A 14,034-nucleotide genomic window follows, 5' to 3' on the forward strand; every position below is an offset into this window, starting at 1 on the left:
AGAGGCGGAGTTCAGCACATGGTGACCATGACCGAGAGCGAACTGGGCCGCGTGCTGCTCACGCACCGCGGCGTCCAGTGGATCATCGGCACGAAGGACGACCCGTACGCCCTGCTCGTGCGGGCCGCCGACGACGACCCGCACCGGCTCGGTGAGCTGATCCGGGAGCGGGGCCCGCTGTACCGGAGCAGTGCCGAGGCCTGGGTGACGGCCCATCACGAGGTCGCCGCGGCGGCGCTCGGCGACCCGCGGCTGAGCGTACGGCACCCCGACGCGGACGTTCCGGCCGTGCCCGACGAGGGGGAGCAGCGCGAGCCCATGCCCTGGGAGGTGCCCGCACTGCGCGAGATCCTCCCCTTCGACGAGGTCTTCCTGACGGCCCGCCGGGCCGACTGCGAGCGGATGCGCGACCTGCTCGAACCCCTGCTCGGCGCGAAGGCCCTGGAGCGGTGGCGGCCCGCGGCGGACGAGGCGGTGCGCCGGGCGCTCGCCGCGGCGGGCGGCGGCTTCGACCTGCGGACGGAGGTGGCGGACCCGTTCGCCGCCCGGATCGTGGCGGAGCTGCTCGGAGTACCGCCGGAGGAGTACGACCGGTTCGCGGAGCTGTGCCGGGGCGCCGCGGGCCTCCTGGACGCCACGGTGTGCTCGCCGCACCTGCGGACGGCACGCGAGCTGATCGCCTCCGTCGAGGGCATGCGGTCCCTGCTGACCGGCCTGATCGCGCGGCGGCGCGGGGAGCCCGGGGACGACCTGGTCAGCGCCCTGCTGGCGGCGACGCACGAGGACGAGGTGCGGTCGGTGTGCATGCTGCTGGCCCTCGTCGGGACCGAGCTGGCCGCGACCCTGTGCTGTGACGCGGTGGCGGAGCTGCTGGACCACCCCGCGGCGTGGCGGTCGCTCCGCGAGGACCCCGGACTCGCGCCGGCGGTGGTCGAGGAGACGCTGCGGCACGCGCCGCCCGTCCGGCTCGTCCCGCTGTACGCGGTCGAGGACCTCGAACTGGCGGGGACGGACGTCGCGGCGGGCAGCCAGGTCGTGGTGGCGGTGGAGGCGGCCGGCCGGGACGCGGCGGTGCACGCGGAGCCGGCCGCCTTCGATCCGGCCCGGGAGCAGACGGGGGAGCGGCTGGCGTTCGCGGCGGGCCTGCCCACGTCACTGCCGGCCCCGCTGGCGCGGTTCCTGACGGAGACGGGACTGCGGGTGCTCGCGGCCGAGGCGCCGGACCTGCGCCGGACCGGGCCGGTCCTGCGGCGGCTGCGGTCCGCTGTCACCGGGGCGGTCATCGAGCTGCCCGTCGCCCGCTGAGCCGACCCTCACGGTGGGTGACGAACCCTTTGGTCATGTGACTTGTACGGGTCGTAGTAGAGATACTATCTTTGATCTAACAGGTCTGATCGGAAGGTAGGGACCTATGGCGGAGTTAAGTGATCTGCGCGAGGCGAGCCGGGCTGCGGGAGCACCGGACGACTCGGCAGGCGAACGAGTGATCGACATCCGCGGACTGCGTATGCGGTACGGGTCCAAAGACGTGCTGAACGGGGTCGACTTCAGCGTCCGCCGGGGGGAGGTGCTCGCTCTGCTCGGGCCCAACGGCGCCGGGAAGACGACCACCATCGAGATCATGGAGGGGTTCCGGACCCGCTCGGCGGGTGAAGTCAGCGTGCTCGGCGTCGATCCGGCCAAGGGCGACGAGGAGTGGCGCGCCAGGCTGGGTGTCGTGCTCCAGTCGTGGCGCGACCACGGCAAGTGGAAGGTCCGGGAACTGCTCGCCCAGCTGGGGGACTTCTACCGGCCCTACTCCACCGCCGAGCGACCGCGTCCGCGTGACGTGGACGAGCTGATCTCCATGGTGAGCCTGGAGGAGCAGGCGGACCAGAAGATCGGGTCCCTGTCGGGCGGCCAGCGGCGCCGGCTCGACGTCGCGATCGGCATCGTGGGGCGGCCGGAGGTGCTGTTCCTGGACGAGCCCACCGTCGGGTTCGACCCCAAGGCGCGCCGTGACTTCCACGACGTGGTGCACCGGCTCTCCGACCTGGAGGACACCACGATCCTGCTCACCACGCACGACCTGGACGAGGCCGAGAAGCTCTCCGACCGCATCCTGATCCTCGCCGGCGGCCAGATCGTCGCGGACGGCAGCGCCGACCAGCTCGCCCGGCAGACGTCGGGCAAGGCCGAGGTCCGCTGGAGCCTGAGCGGGGAGCAGTTCGTCCACGCCACCCCCGACGCCAGCACGTTCGTCCACGAGCTGTTCAAGCAGCACGGCGACCGGGTCCGCGACCTGGAGGTGCGCCGGGCCAGCCTGGAGGACACGTACATGACCATGGTCCGCCAGCACGAGGCCGGCCGGTCCGAAGAGGCGATCGCAGCGTTCCGGGAGGCAGGCCGATGAACCCCACCCTCTACGCCGTACGGCTCGGTCTGCGCCGCGGCTGGACCGAGTTCCGGCAGAGCGTGACCTCGCCGGGCGACATCATCTACTACCTCTTCCTCGGGGGCGTCTTCCTCGGGGTGCTGTTCTTCATGCGGAACTCGACCGTGGAGGGCACCGACCTGTCGCTGGCCACGCTGACGATGCCCAGCATGATCGGCGGACTGCTCGCCTTCCAGGCGCTGGGCGGCGCGGCGTTCGCGCTGGCGGCCGAGCGGGAGGACGGCACGCTGCTGCGGGCCAGGACCGTACCGCAGGGGCTCGTCGGCTACATCGCCGGCCGGGTGCTGGGCATCGCGCTGAGCACCCTGCTCACCCTGGTCATCATCCTGGTGCCCAGCGTGTTCCTCTTCGACGACCTCATGACCGGGGACCTCGCCAAGTGGCTGAACCTGGTGTGGGTGCTGGCCCTCGGACTCCTCGCCACCCTGCCGATCGGCCTGATCATCGGCGCCATGGTGAAGAACCCGCGCGGCGCCAACACGTGGGGCATCTTCCCGACGATGGGTCTGATGGCGATCTCGGGTATTTTCTACCCGATCACCTCGCTCGCGGGCTGGCTCCAGGGCATTGCGCAGCTGTTCCCCGTGTACTGGGTCGGCCTGGGCACCCGCGCCGCGCTGCTGCCCGACGCGGCGGTCGCGGTCGAGCTCGGCGACTCCTGGCGCAGGCCCATGACCGCGGTCGTGCTGCTCGCCTGGGCCGTCGTCGCGCTGGTGATCGCACCGCGGGTCCTGGGCCGTACGGTGCGCGGCGAGACGGGTTCGAAGGTCGAGGCCCGGCAACAGGAGGCATTGAAGCGCGTTGGGTGACAAGGGAACCGGCAGCAAGCGCGCGCCGGCGCGCCGGGGCACGTCGGCGGAGCCGGATGCCGGGGCGGCCGCCCCGGCATCCGGCTCCGGCGCCGGCACGCCCGCGGCGGGCTGGCGCTCCACCGGCGAGCAGGGCCGTCCGCGCGGCGGCGCCGGGAACGAGACGGTGCACAACCGCATCGCCGTGCTGCGGGTCGAGCGCGCCATCACGCGCAGGCAGCTCGCCGACGCCCTCGGGGTGCACTACCAGACGGTGGGCTACCTGGAGCGCGGCGAGTACAGTCCCAGCCTGCACCTCGCCCTGCGGATCGCGGAGTACTTCGAGGTACCGGTCGAGGTGATCTTCTCGACCACCCCGTTCCCCCGGATCGGGAGCACCCCGCCCGCGTAGCCGCGTAGCGACCGCGGCCGTGGAGGCAGCGATGCCCCCACGGCCGCGCGACATCCCCTACCGCGAACGGTGTTCGGCGGTGAGCCGCTCCAGCACCGGGACGATGTCGGCGGGCGAGGGCGTGGCGAGGACCTCCCGGCGCAGCCGCTCGGCGTTCTCGCGGAACGACGGCTCCTCCAGCACCCGGACCAGCGCGGCGCGCAGCCCCTGCGGCGTCAGCTCCTCCGGATCGATGCACAGCCCGGCCCCCGCGTCGCGCACCCGCTCCGCCTTGGGAACGTTGCACCACATCCTGGCCGGCACCATCACCTGGGGCACGCCGTGCGCCAGCGCGGTCTGCAGGGTGCCCGATCCCCCGTGGTGCACGATCGCCGAGCTGGTCGGCAGCAGTGCGTCCAGCGGTGCGAAGTCGACGACCCGGACGTTGTCCGGGACGCGCCGGCCGGTATCGAGCTGGTCCGCGGTGAACGTCGCGACCACGTCCACGTCCAGGTCCGCCACCGCCTCCAGCAGATCGCCCACCGACGCCCGGTCCGCACCGACCACCTCGCGGAACGACCTGCCGAGCGTCAGACAGACGCGGGGCCGGCGGGGCGGCGGCTCCCGCAGCCACCCCGGGATCTGCGCCTCGCCGTTGTACGGCACGTAACGGACCGGCACGGACGGCAGGTCGACGGGCAGGCGCAGGGACGGCGGAACGGGATCGATCGTCCACTGCCCCACGACCAGGTCCTCGCTGAACTCCCGGCCGTGCAGCCGCAGGATCCGCTCCATCCACTCCTCCAGCGGATCCTCCCGCAGCGCCGGCGGCAGCTCGGCCAGCCCGCGCAGGTAGTGCTGCCGCATCAGCCCGACCAGGTCCAGGCCGAACATCAGCCGCGCGTGCGCCGCGCCGCTGATCCGCGCCGCGAGCGCCCCGGGGTAGTACATGGTGTCCCAGACGACCAGGTCGGGCCGCCAGGAACGGGCGAAGTCGATCAGTTCCCCGGTGGTGTCGTCCGGCAGGGTGTTCTGGTAGACGAACGACGTCCACGCGGTCAGCACCCCGTGCACGTAGGGAAGGGTCAGTTTCTCCGGCCGGGTCTCGCTGATGTCGAGGACGTCCAGCCAGGCTTCGTCGCGCATCTCGTCGGGCTCGTCGGTGTACTCCGGATTCATCGTGGCCGCGACGTCGAGGACCCCGCCGACCGCGACCGCGGTCAGGCCGGCGTTGTTGATGTCCTCGACCACGTCCGGCCTGGTGGCGACACGGACCTCGTGTCCCGCGGCCCGCATCGCCCACGCCAGGGGTACCTGGGTGTGGACGTGGGTGCTCGCCGGGAACGGCGTGAACAGCACTCGCATGGGAGGTCACCCTGCCGCCGCCGGTTCGCACGGCACTCGAGGATCCCCGCAGCCCGGCACGAGCCCGCGTCGACGGGCCTCCAGCGAACTTCGAAGCCGACCGGCGAGTCTCGGCCCCGGGCAACGGAGTCCGACAGGACCGCCGCCACCGAAGCGGGAGAAGACGGATGGCCACATCTGACACGGAAGTAGACGTACTGGTAGTGGGCGCGGGGCTGGGAGGCCTGTCCACGACGATGTTCCTCGCCCGCATGGGCGTGCCGGTGCTCATGGCCGAGAAGCATCCGACGACGTCGATCCACCCCAGGGCGATCGGCCAGAACCCGCGCACCATGGAGCTGTTGCGGCTCGGCGGGATCGCCGAAGAGGTGCAGGACGCCACCGACCACCGCGGTGCCAAGGGACACTTCACGACCCGGGTCGCCGAGACCGTACGGGGCGAGGTGCTCGGCACCTTCGAGGAGGGCTTCGACAACCTCGTCGCCACCACCGCGCCCTGTTCCCCCATGCCGTGGGCGCTGGCCTGGCAGGACCAGCTGGAACCGCTGATGCTGGACCGGGCCCGCCGGGACGGCGCGCAGATCCGGTTCGGCACCGAGCTCGTCTCCTACGAACAGGACGAGCACGGGGTGACCGCGGTGCTCCGCGACCGCGACAGTGACGCGCGGACAACCGTACGGGCGCGCTACCTGGTGGCCGCGGACGGCGACCGCAGCCCCATCAGGGAGGGCCTCGGTATCGCCCGCCGGGGCCACGGCTCGCTGTCCCACGTGGTCGGCATGATCTTCGAGGCCGACCTGTCCGAGGTGCTCACCTCCGACGCGTCCGGGCTGTACTACCTGCGCAACCCCGCCTTCAGCGGCATCTTCATCGGGAGCGACCGGCCCGAGCGGCACACCTTCCTGGTCGAGTACGACCCCGAACGCGGAGAGTCCGCCGAGGACTTCACCCCCGACCGCTGCCTCGAACTGATCCGCACCGGGCTGGACGCGCCGGACCTGGAGCCCGAGGTGCTGGACGTCCAGCGCTGGGAGATGGCGGCCCGCATCGCCGAACGGTGGCGCGCCGGACGGGTGTTCCTGGTCGGTGACTCGGCCAAGGTCGTCCCGCCCACCGGCGGCCTCGGCGGCAACACGGCCATCGGCGACGGGTACGACCTGGCCTGGAAGCTGTCCGCCGTGCTCACCGGCCGGGCCGGCCCCGGTCTGCTCGACAGCTACGAGCCCGAGCGCAGCCTCGTGGCCCACCTCGTCATGGACGAGTCCATGTACCTCTACGCCTCCCGGCTCGCCCCGCACCTCCAGGACCGCATGGCGGAACCCGTCGGCTACGCCGAGGTGATCCTCGGCTTCCGGTACCGCTCCGACGCCGTCCTCATCGACGACGACGATCCGGCCAGGGTCGAGTCCCCGGCCCGGCCCACCGGCCGGCCCGGATTCCGCATGCCGCACGTGTGGGTGCGCAGGGCGGGCGAGCGGATCTCCACCGTGGACCTCTTCGGCTCCGGCTGGCTGCTGATGACCGGTACGGACGGTGCCGACTGGACCGGATGGGCCCGTGACGTGAGCCGTGACCTCGGCGTCCCCGTCGCGGTCCACGGCCCGGCCACCGACCTCGACGACCCCGCCGGAGAACTCGCCGAACGGTTCGGCATCGGGGCCGGGGGCGCCAGCCTCATCAGGCCCGACGGCGTCGTCGCCTGGCGCACCGCCACCCGGCCCGACGACCCCGTCGGCGCCCTGCGCGACGCCCTCACCCGGGTGCTGTCCCGCTGACCGGGACACCCCGGATCCCACCACCACGACGAAGGAGCGAACACGCCATGACGGCCCGAAGCGCCCCGGTCACGGCCGACGACGTCCTCACCGACGAGGCCCGCCGCCACTACCAGGAGAACGGTTTCGTCCGGATTCCCCAGGTCCTGTCCGCCTCCGAGGTGGAGCGGTTCAGGGCCGCCTCCGAGGAACTGGTCGCCCGGCTCGGCCCGGAGATCTGGGGCGCCGGCGAGGACGAGGTGCAGGTGCACTTCGTCGCCCAGGCCTGGCTCAAGCACGAGGCGCTGCGCGACCTCGCGCTGCACCCGGTGATCACCGGTGTCGCCAAGCGGCTCGCCGCCGCCCCGCTGCGCCTCTACAGCACCGACGTCCTCCTCAAGTCCGGGCAGAAGACCCTGAACACGCTGCCCACGATCGTCCACGACGACGAGACGGGCCTCCCCCTGCACGGCATCGACCGGACGCTGACGGCGTGGGTCGCCCTGGTCGACGTACCGGTCGAGAGCGGCTGCCTCACGTACCTGCCCGGCTCGCACCTGCGCGACGACACCCAGCGGCAGATCCACATGACCAGCTTCGCCGAGTACCGGCCCCTCCCCGAGGTCTGGCCGGACTACGACTGGCAGCCCCGGGTCACCGTGCCGCTGCGGGCCGGCGACGTCGCCTTCCACCACTGCCGCACCGTGCACATGGCCGGGGCGAACCTGACCGACAACCCCCGGATGGGCCACGGCATCGTCTACATGGACGACGGAGCCACCTACTGGCCCGGGACCGAGGACGCCCACATCTCCCACATGGCTCCCGGGGACCCGCTGGACAACGAGAAGTTCCCCCTCATCTAGTGCTGTGACCGTCGCAGAGGAGAACGTCGAAGGTGAGCGTCATGCACGGCACATGGAACGGCACGGACATCGGCGAACTCGGCAGACGCCTCCAGCGGGCCCACGGAGAGGTGTGGCTGCAGCAGGTCAAGGGCGATCCGTACGCCGACCTCCTGCGCGGCCACGCCGAGGATCCCCGGCCGGCCCAGGAGCGCATCCGCGCGCTCGGCCCGCTGTGGCGCAGCGCCACGGGCGCCTGGGTGACGGCGGACCACGCAGTGGCCGGGGAACTCCTGGGCGGGACGTGGCCGCACCGGCCCCTGACGGACGACGAGGCCCACGTACCGGTGCACGATGCCGGACTCGGCGGGGACGCCGCCCACTACGAGCGCCTGCACGGGCAGGTGCCGGAGGCCGTCACCCCCGCGGCCGTCGAAGCGGTGTGCGAGCGGGTGGTCGGCGGCCTGGCCGCTGACTTCGACCTCGTCACCGACCTCGCGGAGGTCGTGCCCGTGCACCTGCTCGCCGCCGCCCTCGGGCCGGCCGGGGCGGACCGCCGGGAACTGTCCCGGGCCTGCGCCGCCGCCGGGGTCGTGCTCGACGGCCTGCTGTGCCCGCAGCCCCTGGACACCACCCGGCGGGCGGTGGCAGCCGTCGCCCGGCTGCGCGAACTCCTCGCCACCCCCGGGACCGCCACCGGAACCGGCCCGGGGGACGCGGCGGACGCTTCTGCGCGGCAGGAGGCGGCGCTCCTGCTCGCCACCGCCGGGGTGCGCACCGCAGCCCGCCTGATCACCGGAGCCGTGCTGGCGGTGACGGACCATCCCGGGGAATGGGCGCGCCTGGCCGACGACCCCGGACACGCGGCCCTCGTGGTCGACGAGGTCCTGCGCCACGACTCCCCGGTGCAGATCCATCCGGCCGTCGCCCTCGCCGACGCCGCGCTCGCCGGACAGCGCGTCGCGGAAGGGGAGCGAGTGGTGGTCCTCGTCGCCGCGGCGAACCGCGATCCCGAGGTCTTCGACCAATCCGACCGGTTCGTCACCGGCCGCCCGGCCGAAGCCCTGGTCCCCGGTCTCCACCACCGGGTGACAGTGCCGTTCGCCCGCGCCCAGGCCGAGGCGGTCCTGCGCGCCCTGGTGGCCGCCGGCCCGCGCCCGCGCCGGTCCGGCGGCCACCTGCGCAGCCGCCGCTCACCGGTGACCCGGCACCTGCTCGGCTGCCCGCTCACCACCGGCTGACCGGTGCCCACAGAAAGGAACCCGGCGATGAGAGTCCTGTTCACGTCGATCGAGGGCAACCACTTCCACCAGATGGTCCCGCTGGCCTGGGCCCTGCGCACCGCGGGCCACGAGGTGCGGGCCGCCTGCAACGAACGGCTCGTCGACACCGTCACCCAGACCGGCCTGACCGCCGTGCCGATCCAGTCGCCCACCCTCTGGGAGCAGCTCGACGGCTTCCAGAAGGAGGCGATCTCCCTCTTCAACGAGATCGGCACCAGCAAGCAGGACCCCTCCAAGGCGACCTGGGAGGACCACCTCTCCTACGAGAACATGGTCGTCCCCGCCCTCTACCAGCCCCTCAACAACGACGCCCAGATCGACCAGCTCGTGGAGGCGGCCCGCAGCTGGCAGCCCGACCTGGTCATCTGGGAGAGCTTCTCGATCGCCGGGGCCGTCGTCGCCGTCGCGACCGGCGCCGCGCACGCGCGCCTGGTGTCCGGCCCCGAGCTCGCCCTCCAGATGGTCACCCGCGGACACTTCGTGCACCACCGCGACCGGCAGCCCGAGCCGCTGCGCGAGGACCCGACGGCCGAGTGGCTGAACTGGACCCTCGAACGCCTCGGCAGCGACCGGCGGTTCGACGAGACGATGCTGACGGGCCAGTGGGTCGTCGACACCAGGCCCGCCTCACTGCGCCAGGAACTCGACCTGCCGACCGTCCCGATGCGCTACGTCCCGTACAACGGGCGCTGCGTCGTGCCCAGCTGGCTCAACGAACCGGTGGAACGCCGCCGGGTGTGCATCACCCTCGGCACCTCCATCACCAGCGAGGAATCCGAGCGGTTCCGCCTCGACGAGACCCTCGCGGCCCTCTTCCAGAGCCTGGCCGGCCTCGACGTCGAGATCATCGCCGCCCTCGACCCGGCGCAGCGCGACGCCCTGCCCGACCTGCCGGACAACATCCGCACCACCGACTTCGTCCCCCTGAACGAACTGGCGCCGTCGTGTTCGGTGATCGTGCACCACGCCGGCTACCAGACGAAGGCCACCGCGGACCTGCACGGCGTGCCCCAGGTCGTCATCGTCGGCTACGAGTGGGTGAGCGAGGACATGGGCGAGGAGTACGAGAAGTCCGGCACCACCCTGGCCGTCTCCGCCCGCGACCTGACCGCCGAGGTGCTGCGCGAGAAGATCCTCCGGCTGCTCGACGAGCCCTCGTACACCGAACGGGCCGGCGCGCTGCGCGAGGAGATCCGCGCCATGCCGACGCCCAACGAGGTCGTGCCGGTCCTCGAGGCGATGACCAGGGAGCACCGGAACCGTGCGTGACCGGTCCACCGGCCCGGCGGCCGGTGGACCAGTGCTCCTCGTGCGGGCCTCGAGACCCGTACCGCAGATTCGACGCCATGCCGAATCCGTGGGATCTCCCCGACGAACTGCCCACCGACGTCCCCGTCTCCCGCTGTGCACTGCCCGACGGCCGCGTGCTGTCGGCGGTCCAGGAAGCGGAGGCGCACACCCTCTGGGAGGAGATCAGCAGCGCCGCCCCCTACCGCAAGGCGGCCGAGGGCCTCCGGCCCGACGAGGCCGTCATCGACGTCGGCGCCCACATCGGGCTGGCGTCGCTGCTCTTCGGCGAGCTGGCCCCCGAGAGCCGCCTGCTCGCCTTCGAACCCGCCCCCAAGGCCTATACCTGCCTGGAGGACAACCTCGCCCGCCACCTCCCGGGCGCGACCGCCTTCCGGCAGGCGCTGGGCGCCGTGCCCGGCACGTCCGAACTGACCTACCGGCCCTACGTGGCCTCCGCCTCGACCCTGTACGACGACGCCGAGGACGACGCCCGCAACCTCGAGGCGCACCTGGACAACATCGGCGCCGACGAACAGACCCGGGAGGTCGTCCGGCGTACCTTCAACGTGACCCAGCGGGTCACGGTCGAGGTGACCACGCTGGCCGCCGTCATGGCGGAGCACGCCGTCGACCGGGTGGGCCTGCTCAAGATCGACGTCGAACGCGGTGAACTCGACGTCCTCGACGGCATCGATCCGGCCTGCTGGCCCCGTATCCGCCGGGTCCTCCTGGAGGTCCACGACATCGACGGCAGGCTCGGCCGGGTCGTCTCGCGGCTGGCCGGCCTCGGCTTCCACGCCACGGTCTCCCAGTGGGGGGTCTACGTCGGCGGCAGCGTCCACCTGGTGCTGGCGGAGCGGGACTGACATGCCGGAGAGGAAGGGACGATGAGCGACGGCGCTCCGCGTCCGGCCGGATCCGGGGCGAAGGCGGACCGCGCCCTCGCCCCCGATCTCGCCCGGGGCCTGATGCTGCTGATCGTCGCCCTGGTGCACGCCCACATGTTCGTCAGCGGGAGCGCCGCCGTGATCCGGGGGTACCCGCCCGTCGCCGGCTCGCCGGCGGACGCCCTGACGGCGGGAGTGCTCACCGTACTGGCCGACAGCCGCAGCTTCCCCATGTTCGCCCTGCTGTTCGGCTACGGCACGGGCCGGATCCTGGCACGCGAGCGGGAGCGGGGACGGGACGGCCCGGGTGCGCGCGGAGTGCTGCGGCGCCGCGCCCGCTGGCTGCTGCTGTTCGGGTCCGTCCACGCCCTGCTGCTGTTCGCCGGTGACGTCCTGGGCGCCTACGGGCTGCTCGGGCTGGTCGCGGTCGGCCTGACCGGCGCCCGTGACCGGACCCTGTTCACGGTGGCGGGCGCCGGCGTGGTCGTGGGGACGGCGCTGTACGCGAGCATGCTGGCCGCGGGCGTCTCCGACGAGCCGGGCGACACCGCGTCGGCGCTGTACCTGGCCGCGGACCCGGTGTCCGACGCGGCCTACCGCCTCGGCACCTGGGTGTTCACCACACCACTGTTCGCCGTGATGTCGCTCGGCCCGTTCCTGGTCGGCGCGCACGCGGCCCGGCGTCGGATCCTGGAGGAGCCGGGCCGCCACCGGGCCCTGCTGAGCCGGGTGGCGGTGGCGGGCACCGCGCTGAGCGTCGCCGGAGGCCTCCCGCTGGCGCTGATCACCTCAGGGGTGTGGACCACCGCCCCCTCCGGCGTGACGTGGGGGCTCAGCGCGCTGCACGTACTGACGGGGTACGCGGGCGGCTGCGGTCTGGCCGCGGCCGTGGCCCTGCTCGCGCTGCGCCTGGAGCACCGGCGGAGCAGGGCCGTGGTCGCTGTCGCGGCGTGCGGCCGGCGGTCGATGAGCGCCTACGTCTGGCAGTCGGTCGTCTGGCTCGCGCTGTTCGCCCCGTACACCCTCGGCCTCGGCGACCGCGTGGGGGTCCTCGGCTCCGCGCTCGTCGCCCTCGGCACCTGGGGCGGTGGCGTACTGCTCGCCGAACTGCTGCGCCGCAGGGGCCGGCGGGGGCCGGCCGAGACCCTGCTGGCCAGGGCCACCCGCCGGTCCCCTGCGGCGGCCGCCGCTCCGGCCCGCGGGGCCGTGGTGGGCGAGGTCAACGGGCCACGGTCGCCGTGACGTAGCGCACCGGCGTCTCGATCGACAGGGGCCCGCCGTCGTGGCGCATGGCGTCCAGGGCCTCGGTGAGCCGGACCCGCAGCCGCTCCCGGTCGTCGTCGGGCAGGTGCTCCCACAGCAGCCGCATGCCCTGGGTGTGGGACCACGCCACCCACGCCTCCCCGGACGGGGCCACGAGGTCGACCGGTTCGTCGGTGATCTCCACCTCGCGGAACCCCGCCGACTCCAGGACCCCGCGCAGGTCCGACTCCTTCGCCAGCCAGCTGTTGAACCGCTTCTGGAGTTCCTCCGGCCGCCACTGCGGCGGCAGGTTCTCCAGGAGCGAGCGCGGGATGAGCTCGGTGAAGACGGGCGGCAGGAACGGGAAGGTGTCGTCGTCGAACACCGGGCTGGTGAAGGCGATGCGCCCGCCGTCGGCGAGCAGTTCGGCGTAGCGCGGCAGCGCGGCCCGGGCGTCGGGGAAGAAGATGAGGCTGTAGCTGCCGGTGACCACGTCGAAGGACCGGGCCGGAAGCTCGGGGAACTCCCCGTCCATCACCCGCAGCTCGACGTTCGGGGCACCGAGGCCGGCCGCCTCCTTACGGGCCTCCTCGATCATGGCCGGCGCGATGTCGATGCCGAGGACGTGGCCCCGTTCGCCGACGAGCGTGGCGGCGTGGAACAGGCACGCCCCCCGCCCGCAGCCCACGTCCAGCACGCGCTGCCCGGCCCTCGGCGCGGCCCGCTCCACCAGGCGCCGTCCCATGGGGGTGAAGAAGGTGACCCCCATCCGGTCGTAGGACCCGGCGGCGCGGTCGAAGGCGGCCGTGACATGGGCCTTGTAGGTTGTCTTGTCCACGTGCGTCGCTCCCAGGAATGGTCGGCGTGTCCGGCCCACCATCGTCCGGCCGGCACCTGCGCAAGCGCTCGAGGGCAGATGGACCCCGCAGCAGCGCGGGCCGGGCCGAGGGCCGGGCCGTCCAGCCGTCGTTGAGGCGCACACGAGATCCCGCGGCAATCATCGTCAGCAGCACGCGGGCCCAGTGGAGAATCCCCGATCCTGGCACGCCGGACACGGGACCCAGGCGCTCACGGACCACAGACCGCACATCACTGCACTGAATGGGAGTCCGTCATGGTTTCCTCCATGGAGTCGCGGAAACTCTCCGTCGAGGGCGCAATCGAATTCACCCCACGCGTGTTCGACGACGAGCGTGGCATATTCCTCTCGCCCTACCAGGAGTCGGCGTTCTCGGACGCCACCGGCGGCCACACGCTGTTCCGCGTGGCCCAGACCAATCACAGCAGGTCACGGCGGGGGGTGGTGCGCGGCCTGCACTACACGCTGACGCCCCCGGGCTGTGCCAAGTACGTGTACTGCGCGCGCGGCAGGACGCTCGACATAGCGGTGGACGTCCGGGTCGGCTCGCCCACCTTCGGCAAGTGGGACGCCGTCCTGCTGGACACCGAGGTGTTCCGCTCCGTGTACTTCCCGGTCGGCGTCGCCCACGGCTTCGTCGCGCTGGAGGACGACACCGTGGTGTCCTACCTGCTCTCGGGGGAGTACGTGCCGGAGCACGAGCTGGCGCTGTCGATCCTCGACCCGGAGCTGGCCCTGCCCATCCCCGGTGACATCGAGCCCGTCCTGTCCGAGCGCGACCTCGCGGCACCGACCCTGGAGAAGGCCGCGGCGGAGGGGCTGCTGCCCGACTACGCCGAGTGCCTGGCGATCGACCGCGCCCTGCGCTCCGCCTGATCGGCGGTACGGCGACGAGT

13 protein-coding genes are annotated in these 14,034 nt (G+C 72.7%); 11 read left to right on the top strand and 2 right to left on the bottom strand.

Annotation, left to right across the window (positions count from 1 at the left end):
- Positions 1 to 18 precede the first annotated feature (18 nt).
- The 4 genes from IH80_RS0102795 to IH80_RS47305 all read left to right on the top strand — a co-directional run bounded on the left by IH80_RS0102795 (position 19) and on the right by IH80_RS47305 (position 3,634).
- A complete protein-coding gene (locus tag IH80_RS0102795) occupies positions 19 to 1,305 on the top strand; it encodes a P450-derived glycosyltransferase activator (protein WP_030957364.1) in 1,287 nt (428 codons plus the stop codon).
- A gap of 202 nt (positions 1,306 to 1,507) precedes the next feature.
- Complete coding sequence (locus IH80_RS0102800; protein ID WP_107056739.1) at positions 1,508 to 2,392, top strand: ABC transporter ATP-binding protein; 885 nt, start codon at positions 1,508 to 1,510, stop codon at positions 2,390 to 2,392.
- A complete protein-coding gene (locus IH80_RS0102805; RefSeq protein ID WP_030957368.1) occupies positions 2,389 to 3,243 on the top strand; it encodes an ABC transporter permease in 855 nt (284 codons plus the stop codon). Before IH80_RS0102800 ends, IH80_RS0102805 begins: the two co-directional genes overlap by 4 nt.
- Positions 3,236 to 3,634, top strand: coding sequence for a helix-turn-helix transcriptional regulator (locus tag IH80_RS47305; protein ID WP_030957370.1), 399 nt, complete (start codon positions 3,236 to 3,238; stop codon positions 3,632 to 3,634). Before IH80_RS0102805 ends, IH80_RS47305 begins: the two co-directional genes overlap by 8 nt.
- A gap of 57 nt (positions 3,635 to 3,691) precedes the next feature.
- Here the strand turns inward: IH80_RS47305 and IH80_RS0102815 are convergent, their stop codons facing one another.
- A complete protein-coding gene (locus IH80_RS0102815; protein WP_030957371.1) occupies positions 3,692 to 4,978 on the bottom strand; it encodes an activator-dependent family glycosyltransferase in 1,287 nt (428 codons plus the stop codon).
- Between the two features lie 167 nt (positions 4,979 to 5,145).
- Here IH80_RS0102815 and rdmE point away from each other — a divergent pair, with 167 nt between their 5' ends.
- The 6 genes from rdmE (at position 5,146) to IH80_RS0102845 (ending at position 12,279) form a co-directional block, all read left to right on the top strand.
- A complete protein-coding gene (gene rdmE / locus IH80_RS0102820; RefSeq protein ID WP_030957372.1) occupies positions 5,146 to 6,753 on the top strand; it encodes an aklavinone 12-hydroxylase RdmE in 1,608 nt (535 codons plus the stop codon).
- Between the two features lie 47 nt (positions 6,754 to 6,800).
- Positions 6,801 to 7,598, top strand: a complete 798-nt coding sequence (locus IH80_RS0102825) for a phytanoyl-CoA dioxygenase family protein (protein WP_030957374.1) — start codon at positions 6,801 to 6,803, stop codon at positions 7,596 to 7,598.
- 41 nt (positions 7,599 to 7,639) lie between these two features.
- The gene (locus tag IH80_RS0102830; RefSeq protein WP_051808699.1) at positions 7,640 to 8,818 is read left to right on the top strand and encodes a P450-derived glycosyltransferase activator; all 1,179 of its coding nucleotides are present in this window, start codon (positions 7,640 to 7,642) and stop codon (positions 8,816 to 8,818) included.
- 27 nt (positions 8,819 to 8,845) lie between these two features.
- Positions 8,846 to 10,129 (top strand): activator-dependent family glycosyltransferase, encoded by a 1,284-nt coding sequence (locus IH80_RS0102835; RefSeq protein ID WP_030957378.1) that lies wholly within the window; start codon positions 8,846 to 8,848, stop codon positions 10,127 to 10,129.
- Positions 10,130 to 10,206: 77 nt separating this feature from the next.
- Positions 10,207 to 11,016: an FkbM family methyltransferase gene (locus tag IH80_RS0102840; protein ID WP_030957379.1), complete on the top strand. Its 810-nt coding sequence runs from the start codon at positions 10,207 to 10,209 to the stop codon at positions 11,014 to 11,016.
- A gap of 21 nt (positions 11,017 to 11,037) precedes the next feature.
- A complete protein-coding gene (locus IH80_RS0102845) occupies positions 11,038 to 12,279 on the top strand; it encodes a DUF418 domain-containing protein (protein ID WP_051808700.1) in 1,242 nt (413 codons plus the stop codon).
- Here the strand turns inward: IH80_RS0102845 and IH80_RS0102850 are convergent.
- On the bottom strand, positions 12,257 to 13,117 hold the full coding sequence (locus tag IH80_RS0102850; protein WP_030957381.1) for a class I SAM-dependent methyltransferase: 861 nt from the start codon (positions 13,115 to 13,117) through the stop codon (positions 12,257 to 12,259). The genes IH80_RS0102845 and IH80_RS0102850 overlap by 23 nt on opposite strands.
- Positions 13,118 to 13,393: 276 nt before the next feature.
- Between IH80_RS0102850 and IH80_RS0102855 the strand changes: the two genes are divergently transcribed.
- Entirely contained in the window at positions 13,394 to 14,014 is a 621-nt protein-coding gene (locus IH80_RS0102855; protein ID WP_030957384.1) for a dTDP-4-dehydrorhamnose 3,5-epimerase family protein, read from the top strand.
- Positions 14,015 to 14,034: the final 20 nt, after the last annotated feature.

The organism is Streptomyces sp. NRRL S-378 (assembly GCF_000720645.1).
Classification (GTDB): domain Bacteria; phylum Actinomycetota; class Actinomycetes; order Streptomycetales; family Streptomycetaceae; genus Streptomyces.